Annotated in this window: 20 protein-coding genes, 6 tRNA genes and 1 rRNA gene; 24 read left to right on the top strand and 3 right to left on the bottom strand. The window is 32.7% G+C overall.

Going from position 1 to position 21,807, the window contains the following annotated elements:
• The 16 genes from rrf to LQ615_RS12925 form a co-directional block, all read left to right on the top strand.
• A 5S ribosomal RNA gene (gene rrf / locus LQ615_RS13000) occupies positions 1-100 on the top strand; the annotation flags it as partial.
• A 16-nt stretch (positions 101-116) separates the two neighbouring features.
• Positions 117-191: transfer RNA gene (locus LQ615_RS12995), tRNA-Asn, on the top strand.
• 1 nt (position 192) lies between these two features.
• Positions 193-264, top strand: a tRNA-Glu gene (locus tag LQ615_RS12990).
• 9 nt (positions 265-273) lie between these two features.
• A tRNA-Val gene (locus tag LQ615_RS12985) sits at positions 274-349 on the top strand.
• 21 nt (positions 350-370) lie between these two features.
• A tRNA-Tyr gene (locus tag LQ615_RS12980) sits at positions 371-454 on the top strand.
• 4 nt (positions 455-458) lie between these two features.
• Positions 459-533 (top strand) — tRNA-Gln (locus LQ615_RS12975).
• A 3-nt stretch (positions 534-536) separates the two neighbouring features.
• Positions 537-609 (top strand) — tRNA-Lys (locus tag LQ615_RS12970).
• A gap of 223 nt (positions 610-832) precedes the next feature.
• Positions 833-1,738 (top strand): arginase, encoded by a 906-nt coding sequence (gene rocF, locus LQ615_RS12965; RefSeq protein WP_064211422.1) that lies wholly within the window; start codon positions 833-835, stop codon positions 1,736-1,738.
• A gap of 134 nt (positions 1,739-1,872) precedes the next feature.
• Positions 1,873-2,679: a diadenylate cyclase CdaA gene (gene cdaA / locus LQ615_RS12960; RefSeq protein ID WP_016998506.1), complete on the top strand. Its 807-nt coding sequence runs from the start codon at positions 1,873-1,875 to the stop codon at positions 2,677-2,679.
• Entirely contained in the window at positions 2,680-3,615 is a 936-nt protein-coding gene (locus LQ615_RS12955) for a CdaR family protein (RefSeq protein WP_016998505.1), read from the top strand.
• A gap of 23 nt (positions 3,616-3,638) precedes the next feature.
• A complete protein-coding gene (gene glmM / locus LQ615_RS12950) occupies positions 3,639-4,991 on the top strand; it encodes a phosphoglucosamine mutase (protein WP_135022350.1) in 1,353 nt (450 codons plus the stop codon).
• Between the two features lie 485 nt (positions 4,992-5,476).
• Positions 5,477-7,279, top strand: a complete 1,803-nt coding sequence (gene glmS, locus LQ615_RS12945; RefSeq protein ID WP_064205297.1) for a glutamine--fructose-6-phosphate transaminase (isomerizing) — start codon at positions 5,477-5,479, stop codon at positions 7,277-7,279.
• Between the two features lie 198 nt (positions 7,280-7,477).
• Entirely contained in the window at positions 7,478-7,780 is a 303-nt protein-coding gene (locus LQ615_RS12940; RefSeq protein ID WP_016998501.1) for a metal-sensing transcriptional repressor, read from the top strand.
• A gap of 15 nt (positions 7,781-7,795) precedes the next feature.
• Positions 7,796-10,180, top strand: a complete 2,385-nt coding sequence (locus LQ615_RS12935; RefSeq protein ID WP_239704174.1) for a heavy metal translocating P-type ATPase — start codon at positions 7,796-7,798, stop codon at positions 10,178-10,180.
• Positions 10,181-10,200: 20 nt separating this feature from the next.
• The gene (gene copZ, locus LQ615_RS12930) at positions 10,201-10,407 is read left to right on the top strand and encodes a copper chaperone CopZ (RefSeq protein WP_016998500.1); all 207 of its coding nucleotides are present in this window, start codon (positions 10,201-10,203) and stop codon (positions 10,405-10,407) included.
• Positions 10,408-10,701: 294 nt separating this feature from the next.
• On the top strand, positions 10,702-11,481 hold the full coding sequence (locus LQ615_RS12925) for an SDR family NAD(P)-dependent oxidoreductase (protein WP_239704173.1): 780 nt from the start codon (positions 10,702-10,704) through the stop codon (positions 11,479-11,481).
• Positions 11,482-11,490: 9 nt separating this feature from the next.
• Here the strand turns inward: LQ615_RS12925 and LQ615_RS12920 are convergent, their stop codons facing one another.
• Together LQ615_RS12920 and LQ615_RS12915 are read right to left on the bottom strand one after the other, a co-directional pair.
• The gene (locus tag LQ615_RS12920) at positions 11,491-13,095 is read right to left on the bottom strand and encodes an amidohydrolase (RefSeq protein ID WP_239704172.1); all 1,605 of its coding nucleotides are present in this window, start codon (positions 13,093-13,095) and stop codon (positions 11,491-11,493) included.
• Entirely contained in the window at positions 13,088-14,530 is a 1,443-nt protein-coding gene (locus tag LQ615_RS12915; RefSeq protein WP_338141524.1) for a sodium:solute symporter family protein, read from the bottom strand. Before LQ615_RS12915 ends, LQ615_RS12920 begins: the two co-directional genes overlap by 8 nt.
• Positions 14,531-14,767: 237 nt before the next feature.
• Here LQ615_RS12915 and LQ615_RS12910 point away from each other — a divergent pair, with 237 nt between their 5' ends.
• The 5 genes from LQ615_RS12910 to LQ615_RS12890 all read left to right on the top strand — a co-directional run bounded on the left by LQ615_RS12910 (position 14,768) and on the right by LQ615_RS12890 (position 18,557).
• Positions 14,768-15,382, top strand: a complete 615-nt coding sequence (locus tag LQ615_RS12910; protein WP_135022354.1) for a DedA family protein — start codon at positions 14,768-14,770, stop codon at positions 15,380-15,382.
• A gap of 18 nt (positions 15,383-15,400) precedes the next feature.
• Entirely contained in the window at positions 15,401-15,853 is a 453-nt protein-coding gene (locus LQ615_RS12905; protein ID WP_135032694.1) for a GNAT family N-acetyltransferase, read from the top strand.
• 146 nt (positions 15,854-15,999) lie between these two features.
• Positions 16,000-16,779 (top strand): ABC transporter ATP-binding protein, encoded by a 780-nt coding sequence (locus LQ615_RS12900; protein ID WP_147640843.1) that lies wholly within the window; start codon positions 16,000-16,002, stop codon positions 16,777-16,779.
• A 64-nt stretch (positions 16,780-16,843) separates the two neighbouring features.
• A complete protein-coding gene (locus LQ615_RS12895; protein WP_239704171.1) occupies positions 16,844-17,698 on the top strand; it encodes an HAD family hydrolase in 855 nt (284 codons plus the stop codon).
• Between the two features lie 199 nt (positions 17,699-17,897).
• Positions 17,898-18,557 carry a haloacid dehalogenase type II gene (locus LQ615_RS12890; protein ID WP_135022358.1) on the top strand — a complete coding sequence of 220 codons (660 nt, stop codon included), beginning with the start codon at positions 17,898-17,900 and terminating at the stop codon, positions 18,555-18,557.
• Between the two features lie 59 nt (positions 18,558-18,616).
• On the opposite strand, the gene LQ615_RS12885 is transcribed toward LQ615_RS12890, so the two are convergent.
• Positions 18,617-19,564 (bottom strand): hypothetical protein, encoded by a 948-nt coding sequence (locus tag LQ615_RS12885; RefSeq protein WP_228064739.1) that lies wholly within the window; start codon positions 19,562-19,564, stop codon positions 18,617-18,619.
• A gap of 181 nt (positions 19,565-19,745) precedes the next feature.
• On the opposite strand from LQ615_RS12885, the gene LQ615_RS12880 reads away from it, so the two are divergent.
• Genes LQ615_RS12880 through LQ615_RS12870 form a run of 3 tightly spaced genes read left to right on the top strand, consistent with a single transcriptional unit; the run spans position 19,746 to position 21,692 of the window.
• Entirely contained in the window at positions 19,746-20,279 is a 534-nt protein-coding gene (locus LQ615_RS12880; protein ID WP_239704170.1) for a CHAP domain-containing protein, read from the top strand.
• A gap of 12 nt (positions 20,280-20,291) precedes the next feature.
• Complete coding sequence (locus tag LQ615_RS12875) at positions 20,292-20,933, top strand: SDR family oxidoreductase (RefSeq protein ID WP_103269333.1); 642 nt, start codon at positions 20,292-20,294, stop codon at positions 20,931-20,933.
• Positions 20,934-20,957: 24 nt separating this feature from the next.
• A complete protein-coding gene (locus tag LQ615_RS12870) occupies positions 20,958-21,692 on the top strand; it encodes a metallophosphoesterase family protein (RefSeq protein WP_103269332.1) in 735 nt (244 codons plus the stop codon).
• Positions 21,693-21,807: the final 115 nt, after the last annotated feature.

Genomic DNA, 21,807 nt, shown 5'->3' with positions numbered 1-21,807 from the left:
AAAGAGGTCACACCTGTTCCCATGCCGAACACAGAAGTTAAGCTCTTTAGCGCCGATGGTAGTTGGACTTACGTTCCGCGAGAGTAGGACGTTGCCGGGCAAATTATTAGTATTATTCCACAGTAGCTCAGTGGTAGAGCTATCGGCTGTTAACCGATCGGTCGTAGGTTCGAATCCTACCTGTGGAGCCATGGCCCCTTGGTCAAGCGGTTAAGACACCGCCCTTTCACGGCGGTAACACGGGTTCGAGTCCCGTAGGGGTCATTTTTATATGGAGAATTAGCTCAGCTGGGAGAGCATCTGCCTTACAAGCAGAGGGTCGGCGGTTCGAACCCGTCATTCTCCACCATTTCTAATAACTAAATAAGCTGGAGGGGTAGCGAAGTGGCTAAACGCGGCGGACTGTAAATCCGCTCCTTCGGGTTCGGCAGTTCGAATCTGCCCCCCTCCACCATTGTTGGGCTATAGCCAAGCGGTAAGGCAACGGACTTTGACTCCGTCACCCGCTGGTTCGAATCCAGCTAGCCCAGCCATTAGAGCCATTAGCTCAGTTGGTAGAGCATCTGACTTTTAATCAGAGGGTCAGAGGTTCGAATCCTCTATGGCTCATATTGAAGACATTAGTGATTTCACTAATGTCTTTTTTGTTTTTAAGCGTTTTTGCATATACATGTATATGTATTAGGATATTGTTGCAAAGGCGTTTCTATATACATATATGAATAAATATTTGTAATATATTAATAATATCCATAAACCCTTATATACCTTGATGTAAGTGCTTACATATACTAGAATGTAATAGTAATGACAATTAAGGGGGATTTAAAATATGAGTAAACGTATTGAAATTATTGGTGCACCCACTGCCTTTGGTCAACGTAAATTAGGTGTTAACTTTGGACCGGATGCATTAAGATATGCTGGTTTAATAGAGAGAATAGAAGATATTGGACATGAAGTAATTGATAAAGGTAATGTTCAATCACCAGTTCTAGACATGAAGAAATATAAAAGTGAACAAAAAGGTCTTCGTAATTTAGAGGAAGTAATTGCTTTTTCAAATAATTTATACGAATCTGTGAATGAAACCGTTGAAAAAGGTCACTTTCCACTCATACTAGGTGGAGATCATTCTTTATCAATAGGCTCTATAGCTGGTATTAGTAAACACTATGAAAATTTAGGCGTGATTTGGTACGATGCACACGGTGATTTAAATACGTTAGAGTCTTCTCCTAGCGGAAATATACACGGTATGCCATTAAGAGCATTGATTGGTGAAGGTGATGAAGCACTGACAAACATTGGTGGATATAAAAATAAAGTTAAACCTGAAAATGTCGTATTAATAGGTATGAGAGATTTAGATGAAGGCGAGAAAAAGTACATAAAAGAAGCAGGTATTTTAACATATACTATGGCTGATATTGATAGGTTAGGTATGGGACAAGTCATTTCAGAAACGATAGAATATCTAAAAGATAAAACGGATGGTATTCACTTATCGCTAGACGTTGATGCTTTAGATCCTGTTGAAACACCAGGAACAGGAACAATTGTACCTGGTGGAGCTACATATAGAGAAAGTCATCTTGCGATGGAAATGTTGCATGAATCTAAATTGATTGTTTCTGCTGACTTAGTAGAAGTAAACCCACTTATTGATGAATATAATAAAACAGCTAGATTAGCGATTGGATTAATGGGTTCATTTTTTGGTGAAAAACTATTATAATTGACAATTATGAATAAAATCATTATAAATAAAGAAGTCTCTAATTATAGAGACTTCTTTTTTATTTAAATTAACAATATAACTGAAAAATTGATATAATAAATAATAGGTTAACGAAATACGGAGGAGATACTATGCAGTTACCTGACATTTTTGGCGATTTAAGTGCCATAAAAGTTATAACAGGTATACTTGATTTGATTATTGTATGGTATGTATTGTACTTAATTATTACAGTAGTAAAAGGTACAAAAGCGATACAATTATTAAAAGGTATATTTTTCATCATAATTGGTAGAACAGTAAGTGATTTTTTAAATTTAACAACAACAACGCTATTATTTGACTTCGTATTACAATGGGGATTTTTAGCGATTATTGTTATATTCCAACCAGAGTTTAGAAGAGCTCTAGAACAGTTAGGTAGAGGTAGCTTGTTTAAACGCGTAAATGTAACGACCTCTGCTGAACAAGAACGTCTAACTGATAGTATCGATAAAGCTGTTCAATACATGGCTAAGAGACGTATAGGTGCACTCATAGTCTTTGAGAAAGAAACAGGTTTGCAGGATTACATAGAGACGGGCATCCCTATTAACGCTGATATTACTCAAGAGCTACTCACTAATATATTCATTCCTAATACACCATTACATGATGGAGCCATGATTATTAGAGAACAAAAGATTGCTACAGCTGCAAGTTACTTACCATTATCAGATAGTCAAAAAATATCTAAAAGTTTAGGTACTAGACATAGAGCGGCGGTAGGTATCTCTGAAGTTTCAGATGCATTTACAGTAGTTGTATCTGAAGAAACGGGGTCGATTTCTGTTTCATTTGATGGTAAATTAAGAAAAGAAATATCTAGTGATACTTTTAGAGAATTACTAGTTGAGCATTGGTTTGGTTCTGTTCAAAGCAGAAAGGATGTGAAGTAGATGCTAGAATCTAAATGGGGATTACGTTTTGTCGCATTAGTACTAGCTTTAGTCATGTTCTTATCTGTTAATAATGTATTTGGTAGTTTATTTAACGAAACAACGTTAAAAAATTCTGATCATGTTATAGAGGATGTTCCTGTTGAAACAGTTTACAATTCTAAAGAATTATACTTATCAGGTGCTCCTAAGACAGTAGATGTTAAAGTTTCAGGACCACAATCTACAATCTTAAAAACAGAAAAATTACTTAATTTTAAGGTGGAACTTAATCTAAAGAATAAATCAGTAGGAGAATATAAAGAAAGCTTTAAAGTAAAAGGATTAAACAAAGATTTGAATTATCAAGTTATTCCGAAAACCACAACTGTTTCTTTACAAGAAAAAGTATCTAAGAAATTCCCAATCGAAGCTGAAATCAATCAAAATAGAATCGCTTCCGGTTATGAATTATTAGGTGAAACAGTTAATCCATCACAAATAACGATTACTGGTGGTCAAGAAGAATTAAATAAAATCGCATATGTAAAGGCAACATTAGATGAGAATAAACAACTTACTGATGATACAACTGAGAAAGCAGGCATTAGCGTACTAGATAGTAACTTGAACAAATTAGATGTTCAAATTAGACCAGATACCGTTAATGTAAACATTAAAGTTGCGAGATCGAGTAAAACAGTAAGTTTAAATCCTGTCACAAAAGGATCTGCTTCAAAAAACACAAATATTGACGATATAAGTTTAGATAAATCAGAAGTTAAAATATACGGTTCACGTAATGTATTAGATGGTATTAGTTCAATAGATGTGCCAGTAGATGTATCGGATATCGATAATGATACAACGAAAAAGGTAGATTTAAATTTACCTGATGATATAGACGAAGCCGAATTCAACAAAGTCGAAGCAAAAATAAAAACTTCTAAAAACTAATGGAAATAAAAGGAGAATTACAAATGGGCAAATATTTTGGTACTGATGGTGTAAGGGGAGTAGCGAATTCTGAATTAACTCCTGAAATTGCTTTTAAATTAGGTAGATTTGGTGGATATGTTTTAGCTAAAAAGCATAATAGCGAAAACCCGAAAGTATTAGTAGGTAGAGATACACGAGTATCAGGAGAAATGTTAGAATCTGCTTTAATTGCTGGTCTATCATCAATAGGAGCAGAAGTTATGAGATTAGGTGTCATTTCAACACCAGGTGTAGCTTATTTAACTAAAGAAGTAGAAGCAGATTTAGGTGTTATGATTAGTGCTTCTCATAATCCAGTGGCTGATAATGGTATTAAATTCTTCGGACCAGATGGTTTCAAGCTGACTGATGATGAAGAATTAGAAATAGAAAAATTATTAGATTCAACTGAAGATAATTTACCAAGACCTACAGGTAAGGAATTAAATCATATATCTGATTATTTCGAAGGCGCTCAAAAATATATGAGCTATATTAAGTCAACAGTGGATGGAGACTTAGAAGGGCTTAAAATTGTATTAGATGGTGCGCACGGTGCTACATATTCTCTAGCTCCTTATTTATTCGGAGATTTAGAAGCCTCTAGTGAGACAATTGGTTGTAAACCGGATGGCTATAATATTAATTTAAATGTTGGATCTACACATCCTGAAGAATTATCTAATGCAGTTGTAGAGTACGAAGCAGATTTTGGTTTAGCATTTGATGGTGATGGAGACAGAATTATAGCGGTTGATGAAAAAGGTCAAATAGTAGACGGTGACCAAATTATGTTCATTTTAGCGCAAGATATGGCTGAACAAGGTGAATTAAAAGATAATATGGTTGTATCAACAGTAATGAGTAATTTAGGTTTCTATAAAGCTTTAGAAGAAGTAGGTATAAAATCCGACAAAACTAAAGTAGGCGACAGATATGTTGTAGAAGAAATGAGAAGAGGTTCTTATAGTCTTGGAGGCGAGCAATCTGGCCATATCGTATTAATGGACTATAATACAACAGGTGATGGTTTACTAACAGGTGTACATTTAGCAAGCATCGTTAAAAGAACGGGTAAATCATTAAGCGAATTAGCAAGTAAAATGAAAAAATATCCTCAGCGTTTAGTCAATGTAAAAGTTTCTGATAAGTATGGTGTTGAAGAAAATACTAAAGTTGCAGAAATTATTACAAAAGTTGAAGTTGAAATGAATGGAGAAGGCCGTATTTTAGTACGTCCATCTGGAACAGAACCGTTAGTTCGTGTAATGGTAGAAGCTAAAACTGAAGAAGATGCTGAAAGATATGTAAATAGTATTGCAGAAGTTGTTAAAAGAGAAATGGGAATTGAATAATTAAATGAATATAAAAGCGGTTGAGTCATATGGTTTATGGCTCAACCGTTTTTTATTATAAATTATTATCACAAGTTCATTTAATATAAATTTATAAAATAAGTTGATATATATAGTGATATAATTGCACAATACTGAGATTCATTGTAGAATAAAGAAAGTTCACTAAAGGAGGATTGTGAGGTTTATCAAAATAAGGAAACTTATAGCGCCTGAACAAAAGGGAATTATGACTAAAGATGCGTGTATATTCAGATACATGTTGAATGAATAATTTCGCTTTTGTTGACGAGGAGGATGGTTATCGAATTATCGGCGGATGCTATCCCGGATGTGGCTCATTCGAAAGTTCAATGGTTAAAGCATATGGGTGACTGTATGTCCAAAGTCATTGAAACAGCCATGAAGTCAATAACGTACTGAAAGCGACTGGACACTTTTTGAAGTTGTCTAACCGCTTATTTAAAATTGGAGGAATTTAATTTATGTGTGGAATCGTCGGATATATTGGTACAGCCAATGCAAAAGAATTATTACTTAGAGGATTAGAAAAATTAGAATATAGAGGCTATGATTCAGCAGGTATTGCTGTTCGTAACGAAGAAGAAATAAAAGTATTTAAAGAAAAAGGTAGAATTGCTGAATTACGTAAAGTTGCAGATAATGATTTTGATGGAAATATTGGGATTGGACATACTCGTTGGGCAACACATGGTGTACCTAACTACGAAAATGCGCACCCTCACCAATCAACATCAGGTCGTTTTACTTTAGTACACAATGGTGTAATCGAGAACTATGAACAATTAAGAAATGAATTTTTACAAAGTGTAACATTTAAATCAGATACTGATACTGAAGTAATTGTAGAATTAATTGAACATTTTTCAAATGAAGGTTTAACAACTGAAGAAGCTTTTAATAAAGTATTATCATTACTACATGGTTCTTATGCATTAGGCTTATTAGATGAACAAGATGCAGAAACTATTTATGTTGCTAAAAATAAATCACCATTATTAGTTGGTGTTGGAGATGGCTTCAATGTTATTGCTTCAGATGCAATTGCGATGCTAGCTGTCACAGATACTTATAAAGAGTTAGTAGATAATGAAATTGTAATAGTGAAAAAAGATAAAGTAATCATTAAAGATCAAGAAGGCAATGTTATCGATAGAGATAGCTATAAAGCAGAAATTGATGCATCAGATGTTGAAAAAGGTACTTACGATCATTACATGTTAAAAGAAATTCATGAACAACCTGCAGTTATGCGTAACATTATTCAAAATTATCAAGATGATGAAGGTAACTTAAAAATCGATAAAGAAATTATCGATGATGTTGCACAAGCAGATAGAATATACATTGTAGCTTGTGGTACAAGTTATCATGCTGGTTTAGTAGGTAAAGAATATATCGAAAAATGGGCTGAAGTACCTACGGAAGTACATGTAGCTTCAGAATTTGTTTACAATATGCCATTACTATCTAAGAAACCATTATTTATCTTTATTTCACAATCAGGTGAAACAGCAGATAGTCGTGCAGTATTAGTTGAAGCGAAACGTCTTGGTCATAAAGCACTGACGATTACAAATGTTCCTGGCTCTACTTTATCTCGTGAAGCGGATCATACATTAATCTTACATGCAGGTCCTGAAATTGCTGTTGCTTCTACAAAAGCATATACGGCTCAAATCGCAGTATTAGCGATTCTTTCACAAGTTGTAGCAAATGCTCATGGTAAAGAAACAGGTGTTGATATTTTACCAGAACTTGCAAAAGTAACGACAGCTATTACAGCTATCGTCGATGATGCTTCTAAAATGGAACAAATTGCTAAAGATTTCTTAGAAACAACTCGCAACGCATTCTTCATTGGTCGTACGATGGATTACTATGTTGGCTTAGAAGGTGCTTTAAAACTTAAAGAAATTTCGTATATCCAAGCAGAAGGATTTGCTGGAGGAGAGTTGAAACACGGAACAATTGCTTTAATTGAAGAAGGTACGCCAATTATTGCATTAGCTACTCAAGAAAAAGTTAACTTATCTATCCGTGGTAATGTAAAAGAAGTAGTAGCGCGTGGAGCTAATCCTTGTATCATTTCTATGGAAGGATTAGAACATGATGAGGATACTTATGTAATCCCACATGTACATGAATTATTATCACCACTTGTTTCAGTAGTAGTACTACAATTAGTTTCTTATTACGCAGCGCTTCACAGAGGCTGTGACGTAGATAAACCACGTAACTTAGCTAAATCAGTAACAGTTGAATAATATATTTTAGTTTTTAAAGAGTCTGGGACATAATCAATGTCTCCGGCTCTTTTTTTATATTGCCAGTAATCATTGCCGCGGTTGGACTAATAGATCTTTTTTATAGAAAATTATGTATCATATTTAATTTTATAAACAAAAAACTTGAAAAATATACGCTAGGGGGGTATAGTATTAATTAAGAAAGGACGTGAGTATATGGGAGAGTTTTTACATGATCATCCTGTAACACCAAGAACTAAAGAAGAAAAAGAGAAAGTATTAAATAGATTAAAACGTATTGAAGGGCAAGTACGAGGTATTCAAAGTATGGTTGAAGAAGACCGTTATTGTGTGGATATACTCGTTCAAATTAGTGCTATACAGTCTGCACTTAAGAATGTTGGGTTTGCAGTAACAGAACGTCATATTAAACATTGTGTTACAGATGCTATCCAAAAAGGCGAAGGCGAAGAAACAATAGATGAATTAATGAGTGTTCTTAAACAATTTTCTAAATAAGGAGGTGTGGTATAAGTGGCAAATCAGAAACAAACAACTGTTGGCGTCACTGGCATGACATGTGCAGCATGTTCAAGTCGAATTGAGAAAGTGTTAAATAGAATGGACAGTGTAGATGCCAAAGTGAACTTAACAACAGAAAAAGCATCTGTTTCATTTGATCCTGAACAATCTTCTTTAAAGGATATAACTAATAAAATTGAAAAACTTGGATATGGCGTGTTAACAGAAAAGGCAGAACTTGATGTATTTGGTATGACATGTGCAGCATGTTCAAGTCGTATCGAGAAAGTATTAAATAGACAAGAAGGCATTGAGCAAGCAACAGTTAATTTAACTACAGAACAGGCTAATATAGAATATAATCCTGAAATAGTGGATATTAAAGCAATCATAGATAAAATTAAAAAATTAGGATATGATGCACAAGCAAAAAGTGAAATGAAAAATAAAGAAACACACAAACAAAAAGAAATAAAACAAATGAAATTAAAATTAATTATTTCAGCAGTTTTATCCTTGCCACTATTCATGACAATGCTTGTTCATTTATTTAATGTTCAATTACCTAGTATATTTATGAATCCATGGTTTCAATTTATTCTTGCTACACCTGTTCAATTCGTAATAGGATGGCAGTTCTATATTGGAGCATATAAAAATTTAAGAAACGGCGGCGCCAATATGGATGTGCTTGTTGTATTAGGTACTAGTGCGGCATATTTTTATAGTTTATACGAAGCGATTAAAACTATTGGTAATCCAGAATACATGCCACATTTATACTTTGAAACAAGCGCAGTTCTAATCACTCTTATTTTATTCGGTAAATATTTAGAGCAAAGAGCAAAAAGTCAAACAACAAATGCATTATCATCACTTCTTAATTTACAAGCGAAAGAAGCAAGAGTTATTAGAGAAGACAAAGAAATGATGATACCTGTAGAAGAAGTTGTAGTAGGTGATGTTTTAAGAATTAAACCTGGTGAAAAAATACCAGTAGACGGTAAAGTTATAAAAGGAAATACTTCTATTGATGAATCAATGATTACTGGTGAATCTATACCGGTAGAGAAATCAATAGATGAAGCGTTAATTGGTTCAACAATTAATAAAAATGGTTCAATTGAAATGAAAGCAACAAAAGTTGGTTCAGATACTGCTTTAGCATCAATCGTTAAAGTTGTAGAAGAAGCTCAAGGGTCTAAAGCTCCTATACAAAGACTTGCCGATGTTATATCAGGTTATTTCGTACCAATCGTGGTTGGAATAGCAATCTTAACATTTGTGATATGGATAACTTTAGTTAACCCAGGACAATTTGAAGGCGCACTTGTAGCTGCAATTGCAGTGCTCGTTATTGCTTGTCCATGTGCTTTAGGGTTAGCAACACCTACTTCTATCATGGTAGGCACTGGTAAAGCAGCAGAAAGTGGTATTTTATTTAAAGGTGGCGGACACTTAGAGAGAACACACCAATTAAATGCTATTGTTCTAGATAAGACAGGAACAATAACAAAAGGAAAACCAGAAGTGACTGACTTTACAGGTGACGATGAAACTTTACAATTGTTGGCAAGTGCAGAAAGAGGATCTGAACATCCACTAGCTGAAGCAATAGTTGCATATGCTACAGAAAAAGATTTAACTTTAAAAGACGTATCAAGCTTTGATGCAATACCTGGACACGGTATAAAAGCAACTATAGATGGAAATGAAATATTAGTAGGTAATAGAAAACTAATGACTGATGCTCAAATTTCAGTTAATCAAGTTGAAGAAACACTTACAAACTTTGAACATCAAGGTAAAACTGCAATGTTAATGGCAGTTAATGGTCAATATAAAGGCGTAGTAGCAGTTGCTGACACAATTAAAGAAACGGCACCTGAAGCGATTAAACTGATGCAAGATGAAGGATTAGAAGTAATTATGCTTACAGGTGATAATGAAAGAACTGCGCAAGCTATTGCTAAGCAAGTAGGTATTGATTCAGTTATAGCAGAAGTATTACCAGAAGAAAAATCAAATGAAATAAAAGCTTTACAAGATAAAGGCAAGAAAGTAGCTATGGTCGGAGATGGTGTAAATGATGCACCTGCATTAGTAGTAGCAGATATCGGAATAGCTATAGGAACTGGAACTGAAGTAGCGATAGAAGCAGCTGACGTAACGATTTTAGGGGGAGAACTATTATTAATCCCTAAAGCAATCAAGATTAGTCACGCAACAATTAAAAATATTAAACAAAACTTATTCTGGGCATTTGGGTATAACACAGCTGGTATACCTATAGCTGCCCTCGGTTTATTAGCACCGTGGATAGCAGGGGCTGCAATGGCTCTAAGTTCAGTTAGTGTTGTCACTAATGCTTTAAGATTAAAAAGAGTTAAACTATAAATTATAAGGAGATGTATATAATGGAACAAACAATTAAAGTAGAAGGTATGACTTGTAATCATTGTAAATCATCAGTAGAAGGTGCTTTAAATCAATTAGATGGTGTAAATAATGCCGCTGTAAACTTAGAAGAAAATAATGTACAAGTAGCATATGAAGAAGGCAAAGTAAACTTTGACCAGATGAAAGAAGCAATAGAAGATCAAGGATACGATGTTGAAGCATAACAAGAAAATATAATGAATTTTATATGAGTCCTGGACATAAATAATTGTCTAGGACTTTATTTTGTATTGGCAGTAGCTGATTTGACTGAAAATAAGTTTATAAAAAGCTTTTTTCAATACTAGTCATTCTAAGCAGTGTGGGACTACGAAATCTTTTTAAGAAAATGAAATTTCTGTCCACTCCTATTTTTATAAGGAAACTAGAGTCATCATGAAAACAAGGGAGAATTTTTGCAGTAAGATATAGACTAACGTATATTGAGATATAAGTACAACTAAAGAAAGGGGTATTAGATGGATTTTAAATTAGAGAACAAAGTAGCATTAATTACTGGAGGCAGTAAAGGTATCGGTTTAGAATCAGCTTTATGTTTGGCGAAAGAGGGAGCAAAAGTAGCTATTTGTGCTAGAAATAAAGATAGATTAGAAGAAGCAAAAAGTTATATTCAAAAACACACAAAAGCTAATGTCCAAATTATTGTTGCTGATGTAACAGATAAGTCAGAATGTATAAAAGCTGTAGAAGAAACAGTGGGTAAGTTTGGAACGATAGATATATTAGTGAACAATGCTGGTACATCCCAAGCTCATGCGTTTGAAGAAGTGGAAAATGAACTTTGGGAAGATGATCTTGATTTAAAATTATTTGGAGCCATAAATTGTTCAAAAGCAGCAATCCCTTATATGAAAGAAAATGAACAAGGTTCAATCATTAATGTCACAGCAGCGTTAGGCAAGACACCTCCTAAATCATCGTTGCCGACTTCTGTATCAAGAGCTGCTGGCATGGCACTTACAAAAGCGATGAGTAAAGATTTAGGTGAATATAATATAAGAGTCAATACAGTATGTATAGGACTTATAAGAAGTGAACAATTAGAAAAAAGATGGAAAAATGAAAATCCTGAGTTATCTTGGGAAGAATACTCAAAAATTGACCGTTCAATTCCTTTAGGAAGAATTGGGAACACAGAAGAAGCGGCCTATGTGATTACTTTCTTATCATCATCAGCCGCTTCATATGTGTCTGGAGCTTCAGTTAATATTGATGGTGGATTCATAGGCACTTTATAATTTAATGGGCTATGAGCGTTTATATACTACTTTTCCTCCAATAATCGTATATTGAATCATATCATCATTTAGATCGATTGATTCGTCTAATGGGTTATGATTCAATATTACAAAATCAGCGTTTTTATTAGGCTCAATTGTACCGTTTTGATTTTCGGTATGGTTGAGCTTTGCGCCGTTTATAGTCATTGCTTTTAATGATTCTAGGCGTGTTAATTTCAATTCTTCACCTAAAGTACGTCCGCTTTTTGTTTTACGATTACAAGCAATCATTATATTATCTATTGGAGAGATGGGCGTTACAGGACAGTCTGAATGCAGCGTATATAACACGTCTAAATCTTGAGCCCATCTTGCAGGATCTATTAGATTTGCCCGATTAGGACCTAAAAATTTTTCATAATGTTGATCACCAAAATAATATATATGATTAGTAAAAAATGAACCGGAAATTTGATTGTTTTTCATTGCCACAATGTCTTCATATTCACCAGTTTGAATATGTTCAATTCGTGTTTCATGATTATAATTTGGTAAAGATTGTATTTTAGAATAAGCTTTTATAATGGATTTAATAGCAGCATCGCCATTCGCATGCGTTGTTAATGGAAATCCTTTTTCTGCGAACGATGTATATAAACTTTCTAATGTTTCTTGTTTTATAATAATCTCACTCTTTGTATTTTCATTTTTATAAGGTTGTGTGAGTGCTGCTGTATTTATTTGGATTGATCCATCTTGGAAAAATTTAGCGCTATCCAAAGTACATTTTTGGTTTGAAAGTGTTTGTATTTGTTCATTTAATTCTTGATATGTTTTATCTTTGATTCTTTCATCATTTAATAGCAGTTGGTAATCTATCATGATCCTTAAATTAATGTCATTTTCTAATTGTATATATTCATGATAAGCAGATATATCATCTTTACCATGAGCTAGACCAACCGACGCTTCTGAAGCTGTTGTAATACCTTTTTCAATATAATCTTGAGCAGCATTTTTCAGCGCATCAATCATCTCTTCTTTAGATGGTTTCGGTAAATAAGGTAACAGTTTTTCTACTGCTGGTAATTCATAAAGTAAACCGTTTAAGGTACCATCCGTTTTAGAAAAATAGCCACCTTCAGGATTTTCTGTTTCATCATTAATATTTGCTATTTCTAGAGCTTTACTGTTTGCAACCCCCATATGTGCAGAGCTATGACGTAAGTAAATAGGGTGTTCAGTTGAAACTTCATCGAGTTCTTGCTTCGTAATATGTCGTTCTTCATCAAGTTCTAGTTCGTTGTAACCTTGACCAACTATCCATTCCCCTGAATCCTTTTTAGGTAATTGTTGTTTCAATGCTTTTTTAATGTCTGAAATATTTTTAACTGTTTCAGGCCTTACATCTACTAATTCTTTAAATAAGCCATAAAGTAATAAATGACTATGTGTATCAATAAAACCAGGTATAATAAATTGTTCTTTACCATCTAATATTTCAACATTTTGATTACTGATAGATGTATTAATTTCTTTAATCTTTCCATCTTTAATTAATATATTACTTTTATAAGGTTTAGGATTAACCATGTCTATAATATTAACGTTTTTAATCATTAAGTTACTCATAATAATCCTCCAAATTCGGGTTGTCTAATTTTTCAAAATAAGCAGCTTGAATCGTTTCTAACTTATCGTGTTTAGTTAGTAAACTTGTGCCTACTAATAAAATAAATGAAATTATAAATCCAAATATTGCATGATCAATAGGTAAATTAAATAAAGGATATAATAAGACAAGTATTGCTGTTCCTATCATGCTTACCATAACGCCAATTTTCGTTACACCTTTCCAGAACATTACTGCAATAAATGGTATGACAAGTATAGTAGATGTTAATCTTAAAGCCCATTGGTATGTAGTGGCGATATCACTTACAGTATATGCAAATAAACAAGCCAATATTGTTATGATTGCAACTGAAATTCTCGAAAATACTAACATTTTTCTGCTGCTAGCATTTTTATTAATAAATGTTTGATAAAAATCAATTGTCAGGTTACTGCTACCTTGTAAAATAAATGAAGTTGCTCCTGTCATTAAAGCAGCTAATAAACCTAAGAATACAAGTCCTCCTAGTGGGCTAGATAATAATAAATCTGTTACATATGAAAAAACTAAGTCAGGGTGCATATCAAGCGGAACAAATTGTCTTGCTGCTAAGCCAATAATAAAAGGTAAAATAGAAATGAAACCTGAAATTACAAACCCTAAGGCATTTGCTGAAACAGCTACATTTTCGCTTTTTGCAGCAAAGATTCTCTGCCAAATAGATTGCCATACTAAATAAAATGGCCCGACTGATAATGCATAAAGTAAGACTTCCCCATAACCATCTGGTCCTGAAATACTTAAAAGTTTAGAGCTACTGTTTTCAAAAAGTGTTGAAAGTCCTCCAACATGAACTACCGTAACAACCGCAAGAATAACGACACCAATAATAATGATGATTGATTGAATAGCATCAGTTAACATAGTTGCTGGTAATCCTCCGATTACAGTGAATATTAAGATGACGACAAATGATATAAATATACCTAATGAAACATTCATATCAAAAGTAATATTAAAGACAGTAGACATACCGACCATTTGTAGAGCCGTTGTCGGTACTGAATATATAAACGCAGATAGTATGGAAGGCACTACTCCTGCTTTACCACCAAATCTTTTAGTAAATAAATCTGCTAAAGTAATGAGCTTTTGCCTTCTAAGCGGCCTGGCAAATCCTAAGATTAATATTAATGAAAATAAAATCGCTACAAAAGCGAATTTCCAATAACCTGATAACCCAACTGTAAAACCGAGTCCTACCCAACCGATGAATACTGCGGCTCCACAAAATGTACTTATAATTGTCCCCGTAATTTGCCAAAACCCAGTGTTCCAACCACCGATTAAGTAATCCTCATAAGTTTTGATTTTTTTGAAATAATAATATGCTATTGCAAGCATAAATATGAAATAAACTATAAAGTAAGTTGCATACCAACCCAAATTCATCACTCTCCTTTAAAATGTTATAATAAGAGTATAAAGTAAATTATTGAATATTTCTAATTAATCTGAAAATTTTAAATAACAATCGTTAATTAAATGTTCATACTAAAGTCCGACACTAACACACTTGTAATGTTATATAATGGAGTTTAACTTTTATTTTTAATTTTTTGAATTTATGGTTTATGTTTTATGTAATACGGTAATAAATTATTGAAAACAACTTAAAGGAGTCTATTAATGGAGAGTTGGATAACAAGTGTAATGGAACAGTTTGGCTATTTTGGTATAGCCTTATTAATATTAGTTGAGAATGTATTTCCACCTATACCATCTGAAGTTATTTTGACCTTTGGAGGGTTTATGACGACTAAATCCGAATTATCTATATTCGGTGTGGTCGTAGCATCGACGATTGGTTCTGTAGGTGGAGCGGTCATATTATATTGGATTGGTCGTATTCTCAACGTTGAACGTCTTGAACGAATCATTGAAAAATGGGGAAAGTATTTAAGATTAACAAAAGAAGATGTTAGAAAAGCTGATGCTTGGTTTGATAAATATGGACCTTGGACAGTATTTTTCTGTAGGTTTATTCCACTTATTAGAAGTTTAATATCAATCCCAGCCGGTATGAGTGGTATGAATCAATGGCTGTTTTTAGTGTTAACGACGTTAGGTACATTAATTTGGAACTTAGTACTTGTTCTAGTCGGAGCAAAAGTAGGGAATAATTGGCACCAAATTGTAAATTATATGGATGTTTATTCAAATATTATGTACGCAGTTATTGCAGTAAGTGCGGTAATTTTTATAATTTGGTTTATAAAAAGGAAAAAAACTTCTACTAAATAAAAACTGTAGGTGAATGTGATGATCCAAACATGCAAATTGTTAACTGATAAGCATTATGAGTTGCTTTCATTAGCAGATGATAATCAAAAAGCAATAAATGATTATACTTCACGTGGAGAAGTATTTGCATTTGTTAAAGAAGGACAACCAGTAGGTATTGTAGTCGGATTATTAACGAGGCCAAATACATTTGAACTTGTAAACTTAGCTGTGGATTCACATTATCAACATCAAGGTATAGGTAAACAGTTAATAAATTATATTATTGAAGTAGCTAAAAATTTAGATTGTCACACTATTACTGTTGGTACTGGTAATTCAGGGATTGGGCAATTAAAGCTATATCAACAAGCAGGCTTTAGAATGAAGTCCATTGATATTGATTACTTTATAAAATATTATGATGAGCCCATTTATGAGAATGGCATACAGTGCAAAGATATGGTTCGGTTAGAATTAGAATTAAAATAGAAAATTATAATCAAGGAGTCTGAGACAGTTATTTATGTTTTAGACTCCTTCTTTTATGAGAGTCTTGTTAGAATCCCGGTCTTTAACATCAAAGTAATTTCATGTACAATGAGTGAATATTATGAAAACTTTGAGGGGATGACTAAATGTTACTTGATTTAAAAAATATCAACTGGATACGTGAAGGTAATTACATATTAAAAGATATTTCTTGGGAAATAAACGATGGGGATCATTGGGTGTTGTATGGTTTAAATGGAGCAGGTAAATCTACTATATTAGATATTATAAATGCTTATACAGCGCCATCGTCTGGTGAATTTGAAATATTAGATATGAAACAAGGCAAACCAGGTTACTCAGCGGATAATATTCGAAAGCAAATCGGTTACGTCTCACAATCGTTATTTAAAAAAATGCGTCAAGAAGATAATGCTTTTACAACTGTTATTAGCGGAGCGTATGCTTCAATTGGTGTATACGAGGATCCTACAGATGAGATTAGAAATAAAGCTGAAGAAATTTGTGCGATGCTAGGTATTACACCATATATAAATAGAAGATTTAGTACATTATCTCAAGGTGAACAAACACGTGTATTAATTGGTAGAGCTTTAATGTCAGAACCTAGGTTACTTATTTTAGACGAACCGACTAATGGCTTAGATTTTGTTGCAAGAGAGGATTTATTAGAAAGAATTGGAAATATCGGTCAAGATAAAAATGGTCCGACAATGATTTATGTAACGCATCATTTAGAAGAGGTATTGCCAGTGTTCAAACATATATTGTTGCTGAAAGAAGGACAAGTATTTGCTTCAGGAGGCATTGAATCAGTTGTTAATTCAGAAACTATGAGTGATTTATTCAATATAGAAGTAGATGTAACTTTTAAAAGTGGACGTCCAATTTTATCTAAAGTCTAAAAAATTGATTAAATAAATCTTCCGTGAAATAATAATAATGGAAATAAACTTTGGAGGATTATACATGAGAACGCAAGTAGTTTTTTTAGACATGGACGGTACGATTTTAAATGAAGATAATAGAGTAACAAATTACACAACTCAAATTATTAAAGAGGTACGTAATAAAGGTGTGAAAGTCTTTCTAGCAACCGGTCGCGCATATGACGAGATACACTATCTTGTGCCAGATGATTTTGAAGTAGATGGTATTTTATCTTCAAATGGAGCAGTTGGTTATATTGATGGTGAAGAAATATTTAAATATCAGTTAGAAATGGATACAGTACATAAATTAATTGATTTAGCTGAAGAACACCAAATATATTATGAGTTATTCCCTTATCATAAAGATAGAATAGCTTTAAATCGTGATAAAGCATTATTAGTTTCAGAACTTGAGCAGTCAGATGATGCAGATGTAGAAATTAATGAATGGAAATCGAGATTAGAAGCAATGAAAGATAAAATCACTTGGGTAGATGAAATACCAAATGATGCCTATTCTAAAATCTATTTCTTCAAAAAGTTTCACACTGATATCGATAGATGGGAAAAAGTAGTTGAACCTTTAAAAGAAACTTTAAATATATCAATATCAAATTCAACACCTTGTAATTTAGAAACAATGCCTAAAGGCGTTAATAAAGCGACAGCTATTCAAAAAGTTTTAACGCATTTCGAAATAGAAGAAGATGCTATAACTTACGCTATTGGTGATAGTGATAATGACAGACAAATGTTAGAACATGTAGATAATCCTATCGTAATGAAAAATGCACCAGATCATATTAAGCTACTAGGTAAAGAAGTAACACAATTATCTAACCTCGAAAATGGTGCAGCAGAATTTTTAAAACTTAAATTTTTATCTGAATAAAACATAAGAATCTCATACAAAAATAATTCTCCTAATCTGTTAGTTTAAAAATAACGGGTTAGGAGAATTATTTTGGTTAGAAGTCATATTTTAGCCGTGTAATTTACGTAGATGTAAGTAGTGCACAATTTATTTGGAACGATTGAAATAATAATGTTCGGATATATTAATAATAGTACTCGTTTGAAGGAGTGATACTATGATTAAAGCGATAGTATTTGATATATATGGAACATTATTTGATATCGATAGTGTTAAAAATAAGTGTGAGAAGTTATTTCCGGGCAACGGAGAAAAAATTGCAAAAGCTTGGCGACAAAAGTTAATTGAATATATTCACGTAAGACAATTAGTAAATCAATATAAACCTTTCAGTCTCGTAGTAAAAGACTCACTTGAGTATGTATTAGATAGAAATGAATATGATTACGATTCAGAAGATGTATCTGAATGTGTAAACGAATATAATAAGCTAGAAGCTTTTCCTGAAACTGAACAAGTTTTAAATCAGTTAGAGAATATAGATAAGATTGTATTTAGCAATGGAAATGAAGAGATGGTATTAACTGTTTTAGAACATGCACATATAGAAGGAAAATTTAAACATATTGTAGCTTTAGAAGAAATAGGGCTTTATAAGCCAGATTCAAACAGTTATAAATATTTATATGAAAAATTAGATTTAAACAAAGAAGATATTTTATTTGTTTCTTCTAATAAATGGGATATTATTGGTGCCCAGAATTTTGGATATAAGACAGCATGGATTAATAGATATTTAACGGAGTTTGAACATATCGATGTTGAACCTGACTATGAATACCAGACTTTATACGGTTTAATTTCTTTAATAAAATAATGAAAAAAACTGAGAATCACCAAATTAAAGGTTTGATTCTCAGTTTTTTTATTAATCATTTATTCATCAGGTTGATCATTTTGTGGGTATAGTGCATTTTTATTTTTATGATAGAAGTTCATTGCACTTCCGTACATGATATAACTCATAGCTATTAAATAAACAAATGCGAAAATATAAGCGAAAATGCCAAGTAATATTTTTAGTACGTCAGGAAGTAATGATATTATAAGCGCGGTAATAACTGCGATTATAGCGAGTATGATATAAGCAACAATGAAATATAATACATTACTAAATAGTAATTTCCACGCACTTTTAGGACCTTTACTTGTGATGTTCCAACCTATAGATAATTTATTTAGTGTTGGCAGTGATTGTTGGTCAATATGTACAAGAACCGTATTAACTAAGAAAATGACAACATAATAAATTGGTATGTAAAGCGCAAAGATGATTAACATCATAAGTAACATAATAATTAAGAATGATACTGACATAGCACCAAAGTTATTTTCGTTTATAAACGCAGCTGAAGTGCCAAATATCGCGATAAATATCAATTCTACAATAAACACAACGATATATAATACAATTGCTAATGCCACAGAAATGACAAACATAATTGCAGTTAGTTTAAGTGTCTTTACGTATTTACCTTTCTTGAAGAATAATAACAAATCAGAAAATCTTGGCGCACGTCCTAAGTCTGTATCTTTATAATATTTTAAGAACCCATAAGTCATAGGTATTAAGACAAAAACATATAATAATAAACTAACGATAAAACCTATTACCATAGATATTAAAAAGGCTACGATACCTCCGCCTGAAGGCTCGCCAGAGAAATCTTGAGAAGATATCATACTAATGGCACCTATTAAAAATATAACACCTGGCACTAACATGATGATACCAAGAACAATTGACGTTAATATTGAAAGTAGAACTGTCTTTAAATGAAGCCCTCGACCATTTCGCCAATAATCTAAATGAAATTCAAACATATTGATCACTCCGTATTCTATTTTATATCAATAGCGTAACATAAAAAGTTTTATAAATGTCATAATATTGTCAAAAATATGGGGGAAGATAAAGTTAATATAATTATCATAATAAGCAGTTTGTTTGATATCATATTAAATTACTCATATATTGAGGGTAGATTAAATTTAGGAGTGAGCTATGAAGAAGTTATTTCGTTTCACGATGTTTATCGTTACTTGGGTTATAATCATTACGATGCTTATCTTATTCAAGCAACAAGGTGGCTTCAACTTTGTAACCCAATATGTTGATAATATTCAAAAAGAAATGCGACAAAAAGAAATAGCATCACGAACAGAACAAATTAAACAAAAAGATAAAACTGATGACCGTTCACTAGGTAATTTCTATCAAGAAGGACAATGTACTTTTTATGTATTTGAAGAACGCTTAAAAATAGATAAAAGAATCCCAACTTCGTGGGGAGATGCTAAACACTGGGCGGAAAGGGCTAAAAAAGATGGCTTTAAAGTGAATGGTAAGCCAGCAAAAGGTTCTATACTCCAAACAGATTATGGTGATTTGGGTCATGTAGCAATTGTAAAAGAAGTACACTCAAATGGTAATATAATTGTATCAGATATGAACTATGAGAAACCATATGAAGTAACAAAAAGAGTTATTACATCGGATAGATTGCATAATTATCAATTTATCCATGAAAAAATATAAGGAGTGTTTTATATGAATATATTCGTTATAGGTGCAAATGGACAAATCGGTAGATTACTTGTAAAAGATTTAGTAGAAGAAGGTAATCAAGTAACAGCAGGAATAAGAAAAACGAACCAAGCTAGCTATTTTGAAGAAATAGGCGCTAAAACAGCTTCTCTTGATTTAGAGTATGACGATATTGATGATATTGCTGAAAAAATTAAAGATGCAGATAAAGTTGTTTTCACTGCTGGTTCTGGTGGACACACTGGTGCTGACCAAACAATTATTATTGATTTAGATGGTGCTGTGAAATCAATAGAAGCAAGTAAACGAGCTAATATTGAACACTTCGTTCTCGTTTCATCATTTGATACAAGACGTTCAGCATTCGAAGGCGATTTAAAACCTTATACAATCGCAAAACATTATGCAGATGATCATTTAAGAAGATCTGAACTACCTTATACAATTGTACATCCTGGCTTATTAACTAATAATGAGGGCACTGGAAAAGTTGAAATAGCAGGAGAAGTTGAACGTGGAGAAGTCCCTCGCCAAGACGTTGCTTCAGTTATACAAGCTGTTTTAAATAACGATGGTACAATCGGAAAAGAATTCCAAGTTGTTACTGGAAATATAGATATAACAGAAGCAGTGAATCAACAATAATAGTGTGATTTAAGGAGATGTATTATGGTTAAATTTGCTATTTTAACAGATATACATGGTAATTATGATGCTTTAGAAGCGGTAATAAAGGATATAGATAGTCGTTCTGATATAGAACACATTTATAATTTAGGTGATAATATCGGAGTTGGTCATAAGACGAATGAAGTATTGGACCTTGTTACAAATCGCAAGGATATGACTAATATTGCTGGAAATCATGATGAAGCAATTATGGCAGTAGCTCATAATGAAACATATCCTGAAAGTCTTAAAAATAAATTTTACGAACACCATCAATGGATAGTAGAACATCTTGATTCTAAATTTTATACTTTTTTAGATCAATTAGACCGAGAAATCACAAAAGAAATAGATGGACTGAATTTTTACTTTACCCATTATCGTATATTAGAAGAAGATATGGATAAGCATATAAGTGAAGATCCGTTTCAACCAATCGTTGAACCATCTTTAGAACATGTTCACGGCTTATTTAATGGTATAGATGCAGACTTTGTTACATTTGGACACAATCACGTGTTACACCATTTTGATGATATTGAGACAATTTATTTTAACCCTGGTTCAGTAGGTCTTAACAACGGTGCTTATGCCGTGTATGGTATCGTTGAAGTTAAAGATGGTGCAATAAATGTTGAACGTATTAAAGTACCATATGATAACCAAGCATTTTTAGATGGTTTCGAAGAAAAGAACGTTCCAGGAAAAGAATTGATATTTGAATCATTTATTTAAATTAAAAGCCTTCCTTTTAAAGTAGATTGAAGTGAACCCTGTCAAGTAGACAACTAAATAATAAAAATGTCTTTTTGGTCAAATTCATAGCTAAGCTATGGATTTGGCCATTTTT

The sequence above is a fragment of the Mammaliicoccus sp. C-M13 genome (genome assembly GCF_022386845.1).
GTDB lineage: Bacteria > Bacillota > Bacilli > Staphylococcales > Staphylococcaceae > Mammaliicoccus > Mammaliicoccus lentus.
This window is presented reverse-complemented; position numbering and strand designations above follow the sequence as displayed.